The organism is Fodinibacter luteus (genome assembly GCF_039541575.1).
In the GTDB taxonomy this organism is placed as follows: Bacteria; Actinomycetota; Actinomycetes; order Actinomycetales; family Dermatophilaceae; genus Fodinibacter; species Fodinibacter luteus.
The window spans coordinates 225,246-244,251 of record NZ_BAABGM010000003.1; the positions used below are offsets into that span (position 1 = coordinate 225,246).

Annotated in this window: 17 protein-coding genes and 1 riboswitch; of the genes, 12 read left to right on the forward strand and 5 right to left on the reverse strand. The window is 75.1% G+C overall.

The features are described from left to right. Nucleotides 1–99: 99 nt before the first annotated feature. The 3 genes from ABD899_RS03585 to ABD899_RS03595 are packed head-to-tail and all read left to right on the forward strand — an operon-like array spanning nucleotide 100 to nucleotide 3,674. On the forward strand, nucleotides 100–1,062 hold the full coding sequence (locus ABD899_RS03585; protein WP_345202364.1) for an alpha/beta fold hydrolase: 963 nt from the start codon (nucleotides 100–102) through the stop codon (nucleotides 1,060–1,062). Nucleotides 1,063–1,066: 4 nt separating this feature from the next. Next, a complete protein-coding gene (locus ABD899_RS03590; protein ID WP_345202367.1) occupies nucleotides 1,067–2,557 on the forward strand; it encodes a WS/DGAT/MGAT family O-acyltransferase in 1,491 nt (496 codons plus the stop codon). Beyond that, nucleotides 2,520–3,674, forward strand: coding sequence for an NAD-dependent epimerase/dehydratase family protein (locus tag ABD899_RS03595; RefSeq protein ID WP_345202369.1), 1,155 nt, complete (start codon nucleotides 2,520–2,522; stop codon nucleotides 3,672–3,674). The genes ABD899_RS03590 and ABD899_RS03595 overlap by 38 nt, the downstream gene beginning before the upstream one ends. Here the strand turns inward: ABD899_RS03595 and ABD899_RS03600 are convergent. Continuing rightward, on the reverse strand, nucleotides 3,655–3,930 hold the full coding sequence (locus ABD899_RS03600; protein ID WP_345202371.1) for a DUF4235 domain-containing protein: 276 nt from the start codon (nucleotides 3,928–3,930) through the stop codon (nucleotides 3,655–3,657). The genes ABD899_RS03595 and ABD899_RS03600 overlap by 20 nt on opposite strands. An 84-nt stretch (nucleotides 3,931–4,014) precedes the next feature. After that, nucleotides 4,015–4,117: riboswitch (TPP riboswitch) on the forward strand. Nucleotides 4,118–4,206: 89 nt separating this feature from the next. Between ABD899_RS03600 and ABD899_RS03605 the strand changes: the two genes are divergently transcribed. The 4 genes from ABD899_RS03605 to ABD899_RS03620 all read left to right on the forward strand — a co-directional run bounded on the left by ABD899_RS03605 (nucleotide 4,207) and on the right by ABD899_RS03620 (nucleotide 9,890). Beyond that, complete coding sequence (locus ABD899_RS03605; protein ID WP_345202373.1) at nucleotides 4,207–4,920, forward strand: ECF transporter S component; 714 nt, start codon at nucleotides 4,207–4,209, stop codon at nucleotides 4,918–4,920. Nucleotides 4,921–4,930: 10 nt separating this feature from the next. After that, on the forward strand, nucleotides 4,931–7,633 hold the full coding sequence (locus ABD899_RS03610) for an ATP-binding cassette domain-containing protein (protein ID WP_345202375.1): 2,703 nt from the start codon (nucleotides 4,931–4,933) through the stop codon (nucleotides 7,631–7,633). A gap of 126 nt (nucleotides 7,634–7,759) precedes the next feature. Then, nucleotides 7,760–9,049, forward strand: coding sequence for an MFS transporter (locus ABD899_RS03615; protein ID WP_345202377.1), 1,290 nt, complete (start codon nucleotides 7,760–7,762; stop codon nucleotides 9,047–9,049). A 58-nt stretch (nucleotides 9,050–9,107) separates the two neighbouring features. Beyond that, the gene (locus tag ABD899_RS03620) at nucleotides 9,108–9,890 is read left to right on the forward strand and encodes a DUF5701 family protein (RefSeq protein ID WP_345202379.1); all 783 of its coding nucleotides are present in this window, start codon (nucleotides 9,108–9,110) and stop codon (nucleotides 9,888–9,890) included. A gap of 27 nt (nucleotides 9,891–9,917) precedes the next feature. On the opposite strand, the gene ABD899_RS03625 is transcribed toward ABD899_RS03620, so the two are convergent. Together ABD899_RS03625 and ABD899_RS03630 are read right to left on the reverse strand one after the other, a co-directional pair. Next, nucleotides 9,918–10,853 (reverse strand): hypothetical protein, encoded by a 936-nt coding sequence (locus tag ABD899_RS03625; RefSeq protein WP_345202382.1) that lies wholly within the window; start codon nucleotides 10,851–10,853, stop codon nucleotides 9,918–9,920. A 130-nt stretch (nucleotides 10,854–10,983) separates the two neighbouring features. Next, on the reverse strand, nucleotides 10,984–12,456 hold the full coding sequence (locus ABD899_RS03630) for an MFS transporter (protein WP_345202385.1): 1,473 nt from the start codon (nucleotides 12,454–12,456) through the stop codon (nucleotides 10,984–10,986). 135 nt (nucleotides 12,457–12,591) lie between these two features. On the opposite strand from ABD899_RS03630, the gene ABD899_RS03635 reads away from it, so the two are divergent. Together ABD899_RS03635 and ABD899_RS03640 are read left to right on the forward strand one after the other, a co-directional pair. After that, nucleotides 12,592–13,866 carry an ArgE/DapE family deacylase gene (locus ABD899_RS03635; RefSeq protein WP_345202387.1) on the forward strand — a complete coding sequence of 425 codons (1,275 nt, stop codon included), beginning with the start codon at nucleotides 12,592–12,594 and terminating at the stop codon, nucleotides 13,864–13,866. A 115-nt stretch (nucleotides 13,867–13,981) separates the two neighbouring features. Further along, entirely contained in the window at nucleotides 13,982–14,533 is a 552-nt protein-coding gene (locus ABD899_RS03640) for a dihydrofolate reductase family protein (RefSeq protein WP_345202390.1), read from the forward strand. A 67-nt stretch (nucleotides 14,534–14,600) separates the two neighbouring features. On the opposite strand, the gene ABD899_RS03645 is transcribed toward ABD899_RS03640, so the two are convergent. Then, complete coding sequence (locus ABD899_RS03645; protein WP_345202392.1) at nucleotides 14,601–15,113, reverse strand: DUF6328 family protein; 513 nt, start codon at nucleotides 15,111–15,113, stop codon at nucleotides 14,601–14,603. A gap of 57 nt (nucleotides 15,114–15,170) precedes the next feature. On the opposite strand from ABD899_RS03645, the gene ABD899_RS03650 reads away from it, so the two are divergent. Then, entirely contained in the window at nucleotides 15,171–16,217 is a 1,047-nt protein-coding gene (locus ABD899_RS03650) for a GNAT family N-acetyltransferase (protein WP_345202395.1), read from the forward strand. A 3-nt stretch (nucleotides 16,218–16,220) separates the two neighbouring features. Here the strand turns inward: ABD899_RS03650 and ABD899_RS03655 are convergent, their stop codons facing one another. After that, on the reverse strand, nucleotides 16,221–16,856 hold the full coding sequence (locus ABD899_RS03655; protein ID WP_345202398.1) for an AMIN-like domain-containing (lipo)protein: 636 nt from the start codon (nucleotides 16,854–16,856) through the stop codon (nucleotides 16,221–16,223). 123 nt (nucleotides 16,857–16,979) lie between these two features. Between ABD899_RS03655 and ABD899_RS03660 the strand changes: the two genes are divergently transcribed. Next, entirely contained in the window at nucleotides 16,980–17,993 is a 1,014-nt protein-coding gene (locus ABD899_RS03660) for a DUF389 domain-containing protein (protein WP_345202400.1), read from the forward strand. Between the two features lie 172 nt (nucleotides 17,994–18,165). Beyond that, the gene (locus tag ABD899_RS03665) at nucleotides 18,166–18,945 is read left to right on the forward strand and encodes a hypothetical protein (RefSeq protein WP_345202403.1); all 780 of its coding nucleotides are present in this window, start codon (nucleotides 18,166–18,168) and stop codon (nucleotides 18,943–18,945) included. Nucleotides 18,946–19,006 lie beyond the last annotated feature (61 nt).

Here is a 19,006-nt window from a genome sequence, read left to right on the forward strand (position 1 = left end):
ACGGGGGAACACCCGGGCCACCGGACCGTGGCGCGCGTCTCCCTGCGGGGTCGGCCACACCTGCCCGTCGCCCGGCCGTCGCGGACCTACATTCGGGGTATGGCAGCTGCCGTGCCGGAGCAACCCCTCCTCCCCGAGTCACGGTGGACCGACCTCGACGGACCGGTGCACTACCTCGACTTCGGGGGCCCCGCCGACGGCCCGCTCCTCGTGTGCGTCCACGGGCTGGGAGGCTCGGCGCTCAACTGGGCGGCGGTCGGCCCGACCCTGGCGCAGACCTGTCGGGTCGTGGCGCCCGACCTCGCCGGCTTCGGGCACACCGTCGGCGGCGGGTCGAGGTCCACGACGGTGCAGGCCAACCAACGACTGCTGCACCGCTTCCTCGTCGAGGTTGCCGGCACGCCGGCGATCCTCGTCGGGAACTCGATGGGCGGCCTCATCTCGATCCGCCAGGCCGCGCAGCGGCACGACACGACGGCGGGTCTCGTGCTCGTCGACCCGGCCCTGCCGCCGGAGCCTCGGGCCCTGCCCGACCCCCGCGTCATGACCGTGTTCGCCGCGTTCATGGTGCCCGTCGTGGGGCGTCGGCTGGTCAGCCGTCCGCGCGACGAGGCCTCGGCCGAGAAGGCCGCGCACGACCTCATGCGGCTGTGTTGCGCCGACCCGGCCCGGGTGCCGGACGAGGTCGTCGAGCTCCATCGCGAGCTCGCCGGCCAGCGGCTGGACTACCCGGACGTCGACTCCGAGCTGCTCACGGCGGCACAGTCGCTGTTCTGGGTGCTCGCCGACCGTCGCCGGTTCGCCGCGATGCAGCGGGCGATCGACGTTCCGGTGCTGCTCCTCCACGGGGACCGGGACCGCCTCATCAACATCGGGGCCGCGCGCGCAGCGGCCCGGGCCAACCCGCACTGGCAGTTCGAGGTCGCCGAGGGCGTCGGGCACGTCCCCCAGCTCGAGGACCCGGAGTGGACGATCGAGAAGATCCTGGGCTGGCTCGCCGCCCACCCGGACGCGGCCGACGTGGCCGCACAGGCTCGGCCGTCGGTGCGTTTCCGGAGGTGAGGCGGTGGTGGCCGGGGAGCGGCTGAGCGCGCTCGACGCCGCGTTCCTCGACCTGGAGAACGACCGGCAGCAGCTGCACGTCGGGTCGCTGCTCCTGTTCGAGGGGCCGGTGCCGTCGTTCGAGGACTTCTCGGCCCACGTGGAGTCCCGCCTCGGCTCGATCCCGCGATATCGCCAGCGGGTCCAGCGGATGCCGCTCGCCCTCGCGCGACCGGTGTGGGTGGACGACCCGCACTTCCTGCTCGCCCACCACCTGCGGCACGCGGCGGTCCCGTCACCCGGGGGCGGTGACGAGCTCCGCGCCTTCATGGCCCAGGTCATGTCGCAGCGGCTCGACCGTCACCGCCCCCTGTGGGAGCTGTGGCTCGTCGAGGGGGTGAGCGAGGAGCGCTGGGCGGTCATCACGAAGACCCACCACGCGATGATCGACGGCCTCGCGGGTGGGGAGGTCATGGAGCGGCTGCTGGACCAGCGACCCGAGGACCCGCGGAACCTCGACGATCCGCGCGACTCCCCGGTCCCCCGGGCCCCACCCGTGTCGCCACCGGCCTGGCGCCCGGAGCCGCCCCCCTCCCGCCTCGAGCTGCTCGCGGCCGCGTCCGCGGACCTCCTCCGCCTGCCCGTCGACGCGGCGCGCGCCGCGCTCCGGGGGGTGGCCGGCATCCGCTCGCCCGGTGGGCTGGTGCGGGCCGGCGCCGTCCGCGCGTCCGGCCTGCTCACCGCCGGACGCACTGCCGCTGCGCCCACGAGCTCGCTCAACGGCCCGCTGGGACCCCACCGGCGGTGGGGGTGGGCGCGGGCCGAGCTGCGCGACATCAGGGGGGTCAAGGCCGCAGCGGGGTGCTCGGTCAACGACGTCGTCCTCGCCGGCGTCGCCGGGGGCTTCCGGGAGTATCTGCTCGCCCGGGGGGAGGACGTGTCCGACACGAGGATCCGTTCGCTCGTCCCCGTCTCGGTCCGCACGGCGCGGCACCGCGGCCGGCTCGGCAACGAGGTGACCGCGATGTTCGCCGAGCTCCCGGTCGACGTCGCCGACCCCCTCGAACGGCTCGCCTCGACGACCCGGCAGATGAACCGCCTCAAGAGCAGCGGTGAGGCCGCCGGCGTGGAGGCGGCGCTGCACGCCGCGAACTTCGTACCCGCCTCCCTCATGACGCTCGGTGCCCACGTCTACGCGTTCACCGGGCAACGCGTCGTCAACACCGTCACGACGAACATCCCGGGGCCGCAGTACCCGCTCCAGCTCCTCGGCCGGCGGATGCTCGAGCTGTTCCCCTACATCCCGGTGGCGGAGGCGGTGCGGATCAGCATCGGCATCGTGTCCTACGACGGTCACCTCACCGTCGGCGCGACCGGTGACTACACGGCGGTGCCCGACCTCGACGTCCTGTGCGCCGCGATCGAGGGCTCGCTCGCCGAGCTCGTGCGCGAGTCCGGGCGCCTGGAAAGGAGGACGAGTGGGCCTCACCGTGGCCGTGACCGGTCCGACCGGTGAGCTGGGCACCTCCGTGGTCGCCGCCCTCGAGCGGGAGCCGCGGGTGGATGCCGTGCTCGGCATGGCGCGCCGGCCCTTCGACCCGGGCTCCCGCGGCTGGGTCAAGACAGCCTACCGGCGCGGCGACGTGCTCGATCGGGCCGCGGTGGACGCTCTCGTCGCCGAGGCCGACGTCGTCGTGCACCTCGCCTACGTCGTGTTCGGGTCGCACTCCGAGAGTGCCCGGGTCAACCTCGAGGGGTGCCGCACCGTCTTCGAGGCGACCGCCGCGGCCACCGGCCCGCGCCGGCTCGTGTTCACCTCGTCGGTGGCGGCCTACGGCTACCACGCCGACACACCCGTGCCGATCGTCGAGACCACCCCGGTACGCGGCTCCACCGAGCACTACTACTCGGCGCAGAAGGCGGCGTGCGAGCAGGTGCTGACCGAGGTCACGGCCGGCACCGGGCTCGACGTCTACGTCCTGCGACCGTGCATCGTCGCCGGGCCGCAGGCCACCCAGATCGTGCGCCTCCTGCCCTGGCGGCTCGCGGCGGCCCGCCTCGACGGACCGTTGGCGGCGGGACGGTCGGCGGTGGGCCGACTCGCCCGGGCCGTGCCGGCATCCGGCAGGTTCGGGCCGCTCGGGGCGCTCAGGGTGCTCCGGTCGCTCGAGGTGCTCGGGGCACGCGGGGCGCTCGGGGCACGCGGGGCGCTCGGGGCGCTCCGGCCGCTCCTGCCCGATCCCGGCGTGACCCTCCAGCTCGTTCACCACGACGACGTGGCCGACGCCGTGGTCGCCGCCGTGCTCGGCGCGGGCCCCCCGGGGGCCTACAACCTTGCCGGACGCGGGACGATCACGTTCGGCGACTACGTGCGGGGCGTCGGCGCGGTCCCCGTGCCGGTTCCGCACGGCGTGCTGGGTCTGGCCTCCGGGCTGCTCGCGGCGACGTCCGCGACCCCGGCGTGGGCGGAGTGGCTGCACACGCTGCGGGTCCCGATGGTCGTGGACGCGACGAAGGCCCACGAGCTGTTGGGCTGGACGCCCCGCCACACGGCAGCCCAGACCCTCGCGGCGACGGTGGCGGCCGCAACCCCCGGGCGGTCGGGAGTAGCGGTCAGACGGGCTCCTCGCTGATGTCCTTCGGCAGGTGGCCCGCGGACTTCTCGTAGAACTTGGCGGCCTTGCGGGTCGTGAGGGTCTTCGCGGTACCGACCGCGAGGCCGGTGATCGCGGCGTAGGCCACGGCCTTGGCAAGGGGTGCGTTGGGGCTCTTGGGGTTGATCTCGTCGTCCGAGGCGCGGGCCCAGATGGCGTCGATGATCTTCGTCGCGATGACCCCCGCGAGGATGGCGCCCCCGGTGCCGAGGAGCTTCCAGGCGAGAGATCCCATGTCGTACCTCCTGTGGTTCGTGGAGCCGCAGGTGGTCCGGCGGCGGTGCGGCCAGCGTAGTCCCGGTGGGCTATCGTGGAGGACGTCCAACGACAGGGGAGCGCTCCGGCGCTGAGAGTGCGGTCCGCCGCAGACCCTCGAACCTGATCCGGTTAGCACCGGCGAAGGGAGTCGGGAATCTCAGGTGCGTCTCCGGCACACCCGCGGCACGGGCTCGCGAGGTGGCGGCGCCACACCCCCTCGAGGTATCCGTCCGGGAACCACGGGAGAACGACGATGACCACACCGACCACCGCACCTCGCGCACCGCACGTCGGCCGCAACGGGTCGATCACCGCGACCCGCCCGCTCCTCGGCTGGCGCACCGTCGACATCATCACGATCGCCTTCCTCGGCGCCGCCCTCGGTGTCGCGTTCTGGGGCTGGGGCGTGTTCTACAACGGGCCGCTCACGGCCCTCAAGATCGGCTACGCACCGCTCATGGGCCTGTTCGCCGGCCCGTGGTTCCTCGCGGGGGTCGTCGGCGGGCTCGTCGTGCGGCGGCCGGGGGCGGCCCTGTTCTGCGAGGTCGTCGCCGCACTCGTGTCGATGCTGCCCGGCACCGAGTGGGGCGCGACGGTGCTCGTGTCCGGCATCCTGCAGGGCCTGGGCGCCGAGCTCGCCTTCGCGATCTTCGGCTACAAGGCGTTCGGGGCCGGGGTCGCCGTGCTCGCCGGGGTGCTGTCGGCACCGCTCGAGTGGGCCTTCGAGGTCGTGAGCTTCCCGGCGTCCTGGGCCGAAGTGCCCGTGCTCTCGGTCCTTGCGAACGGGGGCGGGTGGTACGCGGAGTGGGTGCTGCGCGACAAGCTCGTCTACCTCGGTGCGATGGCCGTGTCGGGGGCCCTGCTCGCGGGGGTCGTCGGCTGGCTGCTCGTGCGGGCGCTGGCCCGCGCCGGGGCGTTGTCGGCGTTCCCGGCGGGCCAGGAGCGCCGTGAGTCGCGCGCCGTCTGAGGCGCTCCCGGTGGTGTCCGCCCGCGGACGGGTCGAGGTCGAGGGCCTGACGTGGAGGCCCTACGGCCGGCGCGACCCCGTGCTGCGCGACGTCACCCTCACCCTGCGGGCCGGCGAGCGGGTGCTGCTCGTGGGCCCGTCGGGGTCGGGCAAGTCGACGCTCCTGCGGGCCCTCGCCGGCCTGCTCGAGACCGTGGACGCCGGCGACCTCGCCGGGTCGGTCGCCGTCGACGGTGCCTCGCCGGGTTCGCGGCCCGGGGCGGTCGGGCTCGTGCTCCAGGAGCCGGGGTCGGGGGTGGTCGCGGCCTCCGTCGGGCGCGACGTCGCGTTCGGGCCAGAGAACGTCGGGATGCCGCGCGCGGCCGTCGCGGGCGTCGTCGCCTCCGCCTTGGCGGCCGTCGGGCTCGGCGACGTCCGGCTCGACACGCCGACCTCGGCGCTCTCGGGTGGGCAGACCCAGCGCCTCGCCCTCGCCGGGGCGCTCGCCCTCGACCCGTCGGTCGTCCTGCTCGACGAGCCGACCGCCATGCTCGACCCCGCCTCGGCGGGTGAGGTGCGCGATGCCGTGGCCGCGCTCGGGTCGCCGGACGGGTGGCCGGATGGGTGCCCGACTCGCCGACCGCCGACGGTCGTCGTCGTCGAGCACGTGCTCGGCCCGTGGGTCGACCTCGTCGAGCGTCTCGTCGTGCTGTCCGACGACGGCCGGGTCGTGGCCGACGGCCCGGTGCGCGAGACGCTGGCCGCCGAGCGCGAACGGCTCCTCGGGATGGGCATCTGGGTGCCGGGCGCGGACCCCCCGTCTCCCGTGCCCGTCGACCCGGAGCTCGTCGCGCCGCGTCACGCCCACGGGACCCCGTCGCCGCGCCTCGACACTGCTGCGCCCCGGCTCAGCACTGTCGAAGGCCATGCGTCGTCGCCGCGCCTCGACACTGCTGCGGATCGGCTCAGCACTGTCGAGGGGAGGGACAGTGCTGCGGCAGAGCGCAGCGGTGTCGGGGGCAGTGGCAGTGCTGCTGCAGCGGAGGGCAGCACTGTCGAGGGGAGGGACAGTGCTGCGGCGGAGGGCAGCAGTGTCGGGGGAAGTGACAGTGCTGCGCCGGAGCGCAGCAGTGTCGAGTCCGCGGACAGTACCGTCGTGAGCGCCTCGCCGTTCGCCACCGTCCTGAGCGCCTCGCCGTTCGCCACCGTCCTGAGCGCCTCCCCGTTCGCCGTCGAGCGCACGACGCGGCTCGTGGACGGCCGCCGACGCACGCGGCGGGCCGCCGAGCTCGCCGACCCCCTCGTGGCGACGCCCGGATCGCTCACCGCTCTCGTCGGCCCGAGCGGTTCCGGCAAGTCGACCATCCTGCACGCCCTCGCCGGCTTCCTCACCCCGACCGACGAGCACGCCGTGGCGGTCCGTGCCCCGCGCGCCGCGCCCCATGCCGAGGGCGTGCCACTCCCGACCGACCCGGATGGCGGGCCTGCCCCCACCCCGCTCATCGCCGCGCCGGACGCACCCGCCGGGCAGCGGCGCGGATCCGTGGCCCCGGGGTCACTCAGTGCTCCTGACCTCGCGCGCACCCTCGCCTGGGTGCCCCAGTGGTCGAGCTCGACCATCGTCGCCCCCACGGTGCTCGACGAGGTCCTCGCCACGGCGCACGCCCTCGGCGAGGACGGGCCGGCGACGACCGACCGGGGTCGCGCCCTCCTCTCGGCCCTCGGCCTCGGCCACCTCGAGGCCGCCGACCCGCGAGAGCTCTCCGGTGGCGAGCAGCGGCGGCTCGCCGTCGCGGCCGCCCTGCACCACGGGCCGCCGGTGCTGCTCGCCGACGAGCCGACGGTCGGGCAGGACCGTCGCACCTGGGCGGCCCTCGTCGGACTCGTCGCCGCCTACCGGCGCGCCGGGGGAGCCGTCGTCGCCGCGACCCACGACGTGGCCGTCGTCGACCGCGCCACGACGGTGCACCGGCTCGCCGCGCCGGCGGCACCGCCCGAGGTGCCCGTGACCGGCATCCCCCTCGTCGCCCGCTGCGGGCCGCTCGCCCTCCTCGTGGGGGCCCTGCTCGCCATCCCGGCCGGGGTCCTGTCGCCGCACTGGTCGACGAGCCTCGCCGTCCTCGCGACCCAGCTCGTGCTGGCCGTCGTCGGCCTCTGGGCTCCCGGCGGCACGCGCGCGGCCCGGGACCGCGCCGGCCGGGTCGGGCTGCGGGTCGTGCCCGGCCTCGTCGCCGCGCTGTCGGTGGGCTGGTCGACGTGGTTCCTCGCCGGTCACGACCTGGATGCCGCCCTGACGGTGGCCCTGCGGGTGCTCGTCATTGTCGTGCCGTCCGCGGTGCTGGTGCCGTGGATCGACCCCGACGCGCTCGGCGACCACCTCGCCCAGCGGCTGCGCCTCCCGGACCGCCCGGTCGTCGCCACGGCGGCGGCGCTCCAGCGGGTGCACTCGTTCGGCGCCATCTGGTCCGAGCTCTCCCGGGCGCGGCGGGTCCGGGGGCTCGGTGTGTCGTGGCGTCGGCCACGGACCCTCGTCGCGCACCTCGGCGCCCTGACGATGGGTCTGCTCGTGCGCACCCTGCGGGCCGCGGCCGACCTCGCCGTCGCGATGGACGCCCGTGGCTTCGCGACCGCCCAGTCCCGCTCGTGGTGGATGCCGGCTCCCTGGCTGCGCCGGGACACCGCTCTCGTCCTGCTCGCGAGCCTCCCGCTCGTCGTGGCGGTCCTCGCCCGCTGACCCGCCCCTCCCGCCGGACCAGAGCCCGCGACACGCTGTTCTGCCACGACGGACGTCAGCGCGTCGCGCGCCCTCGACGGGCCGGTGGCGCGGGGGCGTCCCGGGCGCGCGGCATACTGGTGGATCGTGTCCGCCTCCCCCCTGAGCGAGCCGACGACGACGGCCCGGATCCCCCGCGAGATCTGGGTCCTCATCGCCTCGGCGTTCGTCATCGCGCTCGGGTTCGGCCTCATCCTGCCCGTGCTCCCCCAGTTCGCGCAGAGCTTCGGGGTGGGGGCGACCGCGAGCTCGATCGTCGTCAGCGCGTTCGCGTTCTTCCGGCTCCTCTTCGCCCCGGTGGGTGGGCGGCTCATCGCGCGGATGGGAGAACGGCCGATCTACCTCGCGGGCCTGCTCATCGTCGCGGTGTCGACCGGAGCCACCGCCTTCGCCCAGACGTACTGGCAGCTCCTCGTCTTCCGGGGGCTCGGCGGGATCGGTTCGGTCATGTTCACGGTGTCGGCGGTCGCCCTCATCGTGCGCCTCGCGCCGCCGACGATCCGCGCGCGCGTCTCGTCGGTCTACGCCTCGGCCTTCCTGTTCGGAGGCATCCTCGGCCCGGTCGTCGGTGGCCTGCTCGGGAACCTCGGGCTGCGAGTGCCCTTCCTCGTGTATGCCGTCGCCCTCGTCCTCGCGGCCGCACTCGTCGGGGTCTTCCTCAGCGGCGCCTCGCTGCGCCCCGCCGAGGGCCATCGGGAGATGCCGGTCATGACGGTGCGCGAGGGCTGGCGGGACAGCGCGTACCGGGCCTCCATCGGGTCGGCGTTCGCGAACGGGTGGGCCAACTTCGGGGTGCGCAACGCGATCCTGCCCCTGTTCGCCGCCGTCGTCATCGGCAAGCAGCCGTGGGTCGCCGGAACGGCCCTCGCGGTCTTCGCGGCGGGCAACGCGGTGGGGCTCACCGTCGCCGGGCGGATGTCCGACCGGGTGGGCCGGCGCCCGTTCATCATCGGCGGCCTGCTCGTCAGCGGGGTGGCGACCGCCGTCACCGGGTTCGCGACGGACCTCACGACGCTCGTCGTGCTCTCGGTCGTCGCCGGGGTCGGGGCCGGCACGCTCAACCCCGCCCAGCAGGCGTCCCTGGCCGACGTCGTCGGCCGCGACCGCAATGGCGGGCCGGCGCTCGCGGCGTTCCAGATGTCGTCCGACACCGGCGCGATCATCGGCCCGGTGCTCGCCGGCCTGCTCATCGACAACGGCAGCTACCCGCTGGCCTTCGGCGTGACCGGCCTCATCACCCTCCTCGCGGTCATCCCGTGGCTGCGGGCCCGCGAGACCCACGACGTGCGGCACGGCGCCCGGTTCGACGCGGCGAAGCGCCCGGCAGACCCGACGGAGTCCGAGAGCACCGTGGCCGAGGGCACCCGGGAGGCCTGAGCCCTTGCCGGGCTCCACCGACCGGCGGTCGAGGTGCTGTCGCTCGGAAACGCGTGCGGTGTCACCTCGACCCCGCGGAACCGCAGGCGGGGAACCCCTGAGGGCCGGGCCGCGTTGCCCATGGGCCGACCACGCCGGTCGGCGAGCACCCCAGCCGGAGGTCGTCATCACCCCAGCCACCGCCATCGTCGCCGCCACCACCGTCCTCGACCGCCAGGTCGACACCCTCCTCGACCTCGGCTACCCGGCCCTGGCCGGCGTGGCTCCCGCGGAGCTCGCCGAGCGGCTGGCGCCATTGCGCGCGGTCGCCGCCACGTTGCCCGACGTGCCGGAGACCGACCCGCCCGGCCGGGCCAGCCTCGTCCTCGTCGTCACCCGTGACCTCGTCGACCCCGAGCGCACCGTCCCGCTCCTGCGCCTCGCCCCTCGCGGCACGCGCCCCGGCATCGTCGACCGCAACCACGGCGACGAGGGCCTCGCGCCGTACCGTCCGACCGAGCACGTGCGGCTGCCCGACGCCGGGGCCTACCTCCTCCTCGACGTCGACCGGGGCGAGGAGTTCCGCGGCGTCGCGCCCGAGGCGGCCCTCCCGGCCATCCTCGAGCGCGGTCGCACCCCGCTGACGATCGAGGAGGGCGTCGCCGTCGTGACGCACGCACCCCACCTGCTCGAGCGCAACCGCTGCTTCATGCTCGCGGGGTCTCGACGCGGCGACCGGCGAGTGCCGGCCCTGTGGATCTCCGAGCGGGCGCCGAAGCTCGGGTGGTGCTGGGACGGCAACCCGCACGACTGGCTCGGCGTCGCCTCAGCGGGTGGGCGCCTGGGGGCGTCCACCCGCTGATCCGGCGCCCGGGGTCCGGTGCGGGGCTCAGGCCCGGGCGGGTGTCGGGTGCCTCGGCGCGACGGCCGGGTCCGCGTGGGGGTGCACGAGCAGCGCCAGGGTGGCGAGGAGGCAGGCGAGCACGGAGCCGACCGCGACGGGCGACAGCCACGTCTTGCCGGGGATGCCGGCATCCGCCTGGAACCCGCCGACCGCCCACAGCACGGCGAGGTAGGCCGCGCCGCTCGCGTTGACCGCGACGGCGAGCACCGCTCCCCACGGCGTCCGGCGCCACAGCAGGACGCCGGACAGGATGAAGGCGGGGGCGAGCACTCCCAGGTCGAGGGCGTAGACGAGGTGGACCGCCGACGGCGGCATGACGTCCTCGGGCAGCGCGCCTTTCAGCGCGAAGCGCACCGACAGGGTGCCCCACGCCCCGAGCAGGGCCAGCCCGACGAGGGTCGTGAAGACGGCGACGACGCGCGCCCGGGTGCCCCCGACGACGCCGCGCGCCGCCTCGACGGGGTCGATGCTCGAGCCGAGGAGGACGAGCCCGGCCGCCGACGCGGAGAACGCGAGCACGTGGAGGAGGAAGACGTCGTTGAACGTCGTGCCGAAGGCGTAGTACGCGTAGTTGTACGTGCCGTAGAAGAGCATGCCGAGCCAGAGGAGCACCGACGCGCTCGTCGGCCTCCGACGGCTCGTCGCGAGGGCGACGGCGAGCACGGGCGCGACGACGACGAGGGTCACGAGGTCGTTGCCGCGCAGGGCCGCGACCGCCCACGGTTGCTCCGGGTAGAGGTCGTCGACGACGAGCCCCAGGGCCGAGGCGACGACCATGACCGCCAGCACCGCCCCCGACAGCACCCACGCGGCGCGCAGCCGCGGCCCGGCGCGCAGGAGGGGGGTGGTGTGAGGTCGGTCGGCCGCCATCGTGCTCCTCGGGACGAGCGCAGCACCGCCGGACGGCAGCGCCGTCGTCACGTCCACGGTAGCGCCGGGCGGCAGCGGCCGGCGGGGGCTTGTCCGCACCGTCACAGCGACCTCGTGCGACCTTCGCGCGGTTTCCAGCGCCCTGGTCGCCGAGAACCGCGCAAAGGTCGCACGAGGTCGGTCAGGGGGGGTCGGCGACCTCGTCGACCCGCGCCGGCATGAGGGCCGCGGCCACGACGAGCAGCACCGCGACCCCGACGGACACGACGAAGACGGCGTGGATCGCGGGCTCGAGCACCCCGGGCGGGAGCGAGTCGAGGTCGGTCGGCTGCGACCCGAGCCGGGAGCGCACGACGGCGTTGGCGACCGCCCCGAAGGCCGCCACCCCGACCGCGCTGCCGACCGAGCGCGCGAAGAGGGTGGCGCTCGTGGCGACCCCGCGTCGCTGCCAGCCGACGGACGACTGGGCCGCGACGATCGACGGGCTCGCGGCGTACCCGAACCCCAGGCCCATGACGAAGTTGGGAGCCGCGAGGTGCAGCACCGAGCTCGAGCCGTCGACGGTGAGCAGCAGGGCCGCCCCCGCGAGCGCGATGACCGACCCGAGGAGGGTCGTCGCACGGAACCCGAAGCGAAGGTAGAGCCGGCCCGAGGTCGCGGCCGCGAGGGGCCACCCGATGGTCATGGCCGCGAGCGCGAACCCGGCGGCGATCGCGCCGGTGCCGAGCACACCCTGGGCGAAGAGGGGCACGTACGACGTGAGGCCGAGCAGCAGCACGCCGACGACGAGGGAGGTGGCCATCGCGGCGCCGACGACCCGGTGCCGGAACACCCACAGCGGCAGCACCGGCTCGGCGGCCCGGCGCTCGACGAGCACGAAGGCCGCGAGCACGACGCCCGACCCGACGAGCAGCGCCACGCTGACCGGCGAGGACCACGCCCACAGCACCCCACCCTCGAGCAGGGCCACGAGCAGGGCGACCGTGCCGACGAGGAGCAGGAGGGTGCCGAGCACGTCGAGCCGGGCCCGGGGGGCGGCCGGGTCGCGTTCGGTGCGCGTCTCGTCGAACCGGCGCCACAGCATCCACGCCGCGACCGCACCGAGCGGCAGGTTGACGAAGAAGATCCAGCGCCACGTGAGGTGGTCGGCGAAGATGCCGCCGAGCGTCGGACCCACGAGCGCGGAGACGGCCCACACGGCGGCGAGGTACCCCTGCACCGTGGCGCGCTCGGCGACCGAGTAGATGTCGCCGACGATCGTCATCCCGATCGGTTGCACGGCGCCGGCGCCGAGACCCTGCACGAGCCGGAACGCCACGAGGCTCCCCATCGACCAGGCGAGGCCGCACAGCAGGGAGCCGAGCACGAACAGCCCCACGCCGAGGAGCATGACCGGCTTGCGGCCGACGAGGTCGGCGACCTTGCCGTAGATCGGCACCGAGACGGCCTGGGCCAGGAGGTAGACCGAGAACAGCCACGGGAACTGGCTCAGCCCACCGACGTCGCGCACGATGGCGGGGACGGCCGCGGCGAGGATCGTGGCGTCGATGGCGACGAGCCCCGTGCTCACCATGACCGCGAGCAGCACGGGCCCCCGCTCGCTGCGCAGCCCGACGCCGGCACGGCTCACGGGCGCGTCGGGCGGGGCGGTCACGGTCGGGCCAACCGGGCCGGGTGACGTGGCATTCCGCCGGGGGGTGGGGACACCGGATGCCGTGCCGGCTCGCGTCCCGGTGCCGTCCCGTGGCCGGCAGCCGCCACGGCGGGCTCACGGCATACAGTGCCGGGCATGTCCGGCACGACGACGACCGCCGAACGCCGGGTGCTCGACGCGCTCGACGAGGCACAGCTCGTCGACACCCTCGTCGAGCTCGTCCGGGTCCCGAGCGTCACCGGGACCGACGCGGAGGCGGACCTGCAGCACACCGTGGCCCGGTGGTTCGAGGAGACCGGGCTCGAGGTCGACCTGTGGGAGCTCGACCTCGACGACCTGCGGGCCGACCCCGACTTCCCGGGCACCGAGGCTCCGAGGCTGGAGGGCCACGGCCTCGTCGGCACCGCCCCCGGTACGGGCGAGCCGGGTCTCGTGCTCCAGGGGCACGTCGACGTCGTGCCGGTCGGCGACCTCGCCCGCTGGCCCGGTGGCGACCCGTTCTCGGCACGCATCGACGGTGGGGTGCTCCACGGACGCGGGGCGTGCGACATGAAGGCCGGCCTGGCCGTCAACCTCGCCGTCGCGCGCGCCCTCCACCGCTCGGGGGTGCGCACCGAGCGCCGGCTCGCGCTCCACAGCGTCGTCAGCGAGGAGGACGGCGGGCTCGGCGCGTTCGCGACCCTGCGGCGCGGCCACCGGGGCGAGGTCGCCGTCATCACCGAGCCCACGAGTAGCCGGCTCGTCACGGCCAACGCCGGCGCGCTCACCTTCCGGGTCGAGGTGCCCGGCCGGGCGGCGCACGGCAGCACCCGGCACGAGGGGGTGTCGGCCGTCGAGGCGTTCTGGCCGGTGCACCTCGCGCTGCGCGCGCTCGAGGCCCGGCGCAACACCGACCTTCACCCGCTCTTCGGGGACAACCCGCTGCCCTACGGCATCTCGGTCGGCACCGTCCAGGCCGGCGACTGGGCGAGCTCGGTGCCCGACCTCCTCGTCGCGCAGGGGCGGATGGGCGTCCGGCTCGGCGAGGACCCCGTCCGGGCGCGGCTCGCGCTCGAGGAGGCGGTGGCGGATGCCGCGGCGGCCGACCCCTGGCTGCGGGACCACCCGCCTCGGGTCACCTGGCCGGGCGGGCAGTTCGCCTCCGGCCGGCTCGCGGAGGGTCACCCGCTCGTCGGCGAGGTGGCGGGGGCAGTCGAGGCGGTCACCGGCACCCGGCCGGCCGAGGCGGCCGCCCCCTACGGCTCGGACCTGCGGCTCTACACCGGGGTCGGCGGCATCCCGACGCTGCACTACGGCCCGGGCGACGTCCGCCTCGCCCACGCGCCTCGGGAGTCGGTGCCCGTCGCCGAGGTCGTCGAGGTGGCCCGGGCGCTCGCACTCGTCGCGGCCCGCCGGCTCGGGGCGCACTGACCGGGTCCCGCGACGCCCCGGCTGCCGATCGTCGGCACGGTGTGGTGGGTCGTGGTCGCCGTGAGCAGAGTGTCGGCCGGTGGCCGGAACCGGCCGGGGTGGGCACAATGCCGGGATGGCCCGCCTGCGCTACACCGCGATCACCTCCCTCGACGGCTACGTCAACGACGCCGACGGGGGGTTCGACTGGGCCGCGCCCTCCGACGAGCTGCACGGCATCATCAACGAGCAGGAGCGGGAGGTGGGCACGCAGCTCCTCGGGCGGCGCACCTACGACGTCATGCGCTACTGGGAGACCGCGCCCGGCGACGTGCCCGGACCGATGGGGGAGTTCGCGCGGATCTGGCGGGCCTGCGACAAGGTCGTGTACTCGCGGACCCTCGAGGACGTCACGGCGGCGCGCACCCGGCTCGAACCCGAGTTCGACCCGGTGGCGGTCGAGGCGCTCAAGGTCTCCAGCGTGCTCGACCTCGGCATCGGGGGGCCCACCCTGGCCGCCGAGGCCTTCCGGGCCGGGCTCGTCGACGACGTGTACCTGTTCGTGCACCCCGTGCTCGTCGGCGGGGGCACGCGGGCCCTGCCGGACGGCATCCGGCTCGACCTCGAGCTCGTCGCGCTCGACCGCGTCGGGGAGGTCGTGCAGGTCCACCACCGGGTGCGCGCCTGAGCCACTGATGGCACATCACCCACGTCCGGGTGCCCCTGACAGCCCTCTCGAGGTGGGTGACGTGCAATCAGTCGGGCTCGTCCTCGGGGGAGGGCGGCGGGTTGCGCGGCGCGTCGTCGAGGCGGTCGGCGACCAGCGGCAGCACCCCCCACAGGCCGGTGAGCACCAGCAGCGCGACGCCCCCGGCCACCCAGCCCTGGGTGCGGCCCACGACGATGTCGACGACGAGCAGCACGACGCCGGCGAGCGTGCCCGCGAGGGTGGCCAGCCCGGCCATCGCGAACCGGTTGGCCGACTCGACGAGCAGCTCGCGCCTCCGCTGCCGGAACAGCATGCGGTGGAACGCGACCGGGGCGACGACGAGCCCCGTCGTCAGCACCGACCCGGCGAGGACGGCGAGGTAGACCGCGCGCTGGAACGTCGTGAGCTCGTCGAACCGGCTCGAGAAGGGCACGGTGAGCAGGAAGCCGGTGAGGATCTGCACGCCCGTCTGGGTGACCCTGATCTCCTGGAGCAGCTCGTCCCAGTTGCGGGTCAGCGTCGCCTGCGAGGGCTGCTGCCCGTCGTCACTCGTGGCCATCGGTCCTCCGCTCTCCGGCGAGCAGTCTAGGAACCGGGGGAGTGGAAGAGTGGGCGAGTGACCGACGCACACCTGACGATCGACGGGCTCCCGCCCGAGCTCACCGCCCGGGCGCCCCTCGCCCCGGACGTCCCCGAGGTCGTGGCCCTGCTCGCGGCCCACGAGCGCGTGGCCAAGGGCTCGCCCGGGGTCGACCCGCAGGCCGTGCTCGCCCAGGTCGCCGGCGTCGGCTCCTGGACGCGACGGCAGGCCCTCGTGCACGACGCCGCCGGGCGCCTCGTGGCCTGGCTGTCCGTGCACGACCGGGCCGCCGGTCGCACCCTCGTCGAGGTCACGGTCAGCCCCGACCTGCCCCGCGACCGGGCCGACGAGCTCGCGGCGGCCCTCTTCGCCGCGGCCGAGCGCCATGCCGCCGACATCACGAGGATGCGTGGCCTGCCGGCCACGCTCATCGACTCCGGTGCCTACGCGGGCGACGCGCGCCAGCAGGCGTGGCTCGCGGCGGCCGGCTTCGGGCACACCCGCACGTGGCTGCAGATGACGAGGCCGGTCACCCCGGACGAGGCGACGGGGCTGCCCGGCCCGCGCGAGGGTGTCACGGTCCGGCCGGTCGAGCGCCACGCGGACGGCCTGCCCGTGGCCAGGGACCTGCAGGAGGTCCACCGCGTGCTCGAGGAGTCGTTCCAGGACCACTTCAGCGCCTACCGCGAGAGCTTCCCCGAGTTCGTCATGCGGCTGCGCGAGGACCCCGGCCACCGCTGGGACCACTGGTGGATCGCCTCGGTCGACACCGACGAGGGCGTCCTGCCCGCCGGCGCACTCGTCTGCTCGGTGCTGCGGCCCGACGCGTCCGGGGTCGAGGGCAGCTACGTCGACTACATCGGCGTGCACCGGCGAGCCAGGGGGCGTGGCGTCGCGAAGTCGCTGTTGCACACGGTGATCTCGGATGCCGCCCGCCGTGGCCGACGCCGGGTGGGTCTCGAGGTCGACGCCGACTCCCCCACCGGGGCCGACGGCCTCTACACGGCGATGGGCTGGGTCACCGACTACCGGACGCAGTCGTGGCACCGGGAGCTCGACCTGCGCGAGAGCCCCAGCGCGTGACGGTCAGCCCGAGGCGATGTCGACGACGAGCCGGGTCGGGTCGGTGAGCACCGTGACCCTGAACGGCCGCTCGCGGTCGTGGACCCCGATGAACGACTGCCCGTAGCCCTCGAACCCGCCGTAGATCGCGTTCGCCTCGGCGACGACCGTGCCCGCGAGCGTCGACGCGGACGCGTCGGGCGGCCGGCTGGAACCCGCGTCGGGGATGGAGACGGTCGTGACGAGCACCTCGAGGAAGGCGTCACCGCGCACCGCGACGACGTCGCCGCTGCCGTCGGCGGTCGGCTCGTCGACGTACCGCACCCGGTAGGTCGGGCGGCCGTCGCCCTCGAACTCCCACACGACACGGTCGTACCCGGAGTGCCGACCGACCCGCACGATCCCGACGCCCCCGAGGTCGTCACCGAGGTCCGGGAAGGTGGGCGAGGCGGCGTCGTCGAGCGTGAAACCGGCCGGAACGGATGCCGGGGAGCCGGGGGTGGCCGTCGCCGGCGGGGTGCTCGGGGCGGGCGTGCTCGACGGGGGCGCCGACGCGCTCGACGCGGACGGGGTGGGGGTCGGTCGCTGCCCGTCGGTCGTGCACCCGACGAGGGCGAGCACCCCGAGCGACACGGCCACGACTCGCCGACTGCACCCCATGACGACCTCCTGCGTCGACGGTACCCCCGGGCGGTGACACGCACCCCGACGCGTCACCGTGACGCGGCGCGTCGTCCTCCGGAACCGCCCCCGGCCGAGGGGAACGGTCGCGATACTCACGGCATGATCAACCGGCTGCGGGTCGCCGTGCTGCCCGAGAACCAGCGCCGCACCCTCGACGAGCTCACCGACGACCTCGACCTGCGACACGGCGACGCCCGCGCGAAGCAGTCGGCGTTCTGGACGATGCTCGTGCTGTCCGCCACGATCGCCACCGCCGGCGTGCTCGCCGACTCGACGGCCACCGTCATCGGGGCGATGATCATCGCCCCCCTGTCGACGCCGATCATGGGGATCGCCCTCGGCATCGTGAAGCGGGAACGGATGCGCGCCGGGCGGTTCGTCGTCGCGGGCGGCGTCGTCGTCGTGCTCCTCGGGGCCCTGGCCGCCCTCGTCGTGCCGGGCGGCATCGACCTGCTGGCCAACTCCCAGATCACCGGGCGCACGTCGCCGACGGTCCTCGACCTCGTCGCCGCGATCGCGACCGGCTTCGCCGGGGCCGTCGCGCTCTCCCGCCGTGACGTCGCGGCGGTGCTGCCCGGGGTCGCCATCGCGATCTCGCTCGTGCCCCCGCTCGCGGTCGTCGGCGTCTGCCTCGGCGAGGGTGCGGTGGGCTTGGCCCTCGGGGCCCTGCTGCTCTTCGTCTCCAACCTCGTGGCGCTCGTGCTCGCCGGGACGGTCCTGTTCGCCGCGCTCGGCTACTCCGCCGAGGCCGACCGGGCACGCCGGCGGGTCGGTGCCGCCCGCCGCACCTCCCTGACGATCGGGGTGGTGCTCGTCGCCGTCCTCGTGCCGCTCGCGGCGAACACGGCCGGGGTCATCCTCCTCCACTCGTGGTCCGCCCAGGTGCACACCGCCGCCGAGGACTGGGTGGCCGGGGTACCCGGCAGCGAGGTCACCTCCGTGGGCTTCGGGTCCGGCACCTTCCGCATCGACGTGCGCACGCCGGCCGACCTCCCCCCGACGCAGAGCCTCCTCGTCGCCCTCGACGACGCGCTCCCCGCCGGGTTCGGGGTCGTCGTCGACACGACGTACGGCGAGGAGGTCGAGGTCGGCACCACGGGGGCAGGGCGTTAGCCCACCGGGCGACCGGCTCCCACGGCCCGCCCGCTCCGGACCTCCCGGCCACGAACGGGCCCGGCCGTCCTGGCGGAACCTCCCGGGAGGACGGGACACCGGGCCCTGTCGCCCGGGACGCCGTGCCCGACAGCGTTGGCGGCATCACCCACCGACGCAAGGACACACCGCCATGAGCACCACGAGCACCACCCAGGACCTCACCGAGGACCGTCACGGGGCCCGGCCGGCCGCGACGCCGACGACCTCGACGTCCGGCACACCCACCGGCATCCGCGCCGGCATCCCCCCCGCCGACACCCCGACCTCGACCCGGCGCGGCTGGGCCTGGTCGGGCGTCGCCGCCGGGGTCGCCGGCATCGTGTCGATCGCGGCCTCGATGCGCGTCGACGCGGTCTATGCCGAGAACGTGTCCGGGGACCCGGATGCCGTCGTCGCCCGGCTCGCGGAGCAGACCGCCGCGATCCTCACCTTCCACACGGCGACGCTCGTGAGCCTGGCCCTCCTCGTCGTCTTCGCGGCGGGACTGCGGCGACGGCTCGCCGGCCAGCTGCCCTCGCGCAGCCTGCTCCCCGACGTCGCGGCGGCAGGCCTGGGCCTGGTCACCGTGGCCCAGCTGCTCGGCTCGGGCCTGACGACGGAGTTCGTGTTCGGGGTCGCCGACCACGCGGCCGACCTCGTCCCCGAGGCCGCCGTGTTCTTCGGGCACTGGGTCGGCACGATCCCGTGGCTGTGGGTCGGGGCCGGGATCGCCGGTGTCGCCGTCTCCGTCGCCGCGCTGCGCCACGGTGCCGCCGCCCGCTGGGTCGGTGTGGTCGGGGCGGTCCTCGGCGGCCTGACGCTCGTGCTCGGGATCTCGCCGCTGCAGTACCTGGCGGGCATGGTCGGGCCGGTCTGGCTGCTCGTCACCGCGCTGGGCCTCGCCCTCGGCGACCGAGCGCGACGCGGCTGACCCCGGCCGCTGAGCCCACGACACCCGGGCGGACCGTCGTGACGCACCTCTATGCTCCCGT

Coding starts and splice junctions, on each gene's coding strand:
- ABD899_RS03640 (WP_345202390.1), top strand. CDS start 13,982: ATGGCCCGCCTGCGCTACACCGCGATCACCTCCCTCGACGGCTACGTC.
- ABD899_RS03645 (WP_345202392.1), bottom strand. CDS start 15,113: ATGGCCACGAGTGACGACGGGCAGCAGCCCTCGCAGGCGACGCTGACC.
- ABD899_RS03605 (WP_345202373.1), top strand. CDS start 4,207: ATGACCACACCGACCACCGCACCTCGCGCACCGCACGTCGGCCGCAAC.
- ABD899_RS03600 (WP_345202371.1), bottom strand. CDS start 3,930: ATGGGATCTCTCGCCTGGAAGCTCCTCGGCACCGGGGGCGCCATCCTC.
- ABD899_RS03655 (WP_345202398.1), bottom strand. CDS start 16,856: ATGGGGTGCAGTCGGCGAGTCGTGGCCGTGTCGCTCGGGGTGCTCGCC.
- ABD899_RS03635 (WP_345202387.1), top strand. CDS start 12,592: ATGTCCGGCACGACGACGACCGCCGAACGCCGGGTGCTCGACGCGCTC.
- ABD899_RS03665 (WP_345202403.1), top strand. CDS start 18,166: ATGAGCACCACGAGCACCACCCAGGACCTCACCGAGGACCGTCACGGG.
- ABD899_RS03660 (WP_345202400.1), top strand. CDS start 16,980: ATGATCAACCGGCTGCGGGTCGCCGTGCTGCCCGAGAACCAGCGCCGC.
- ABD899_RS03585 (WP_345202364.1), top strand. CDS start 100: ATGGCAGCTGCCGTGCCGGAGCAACCCCTCCTCCCCGAGTCACGGTGG.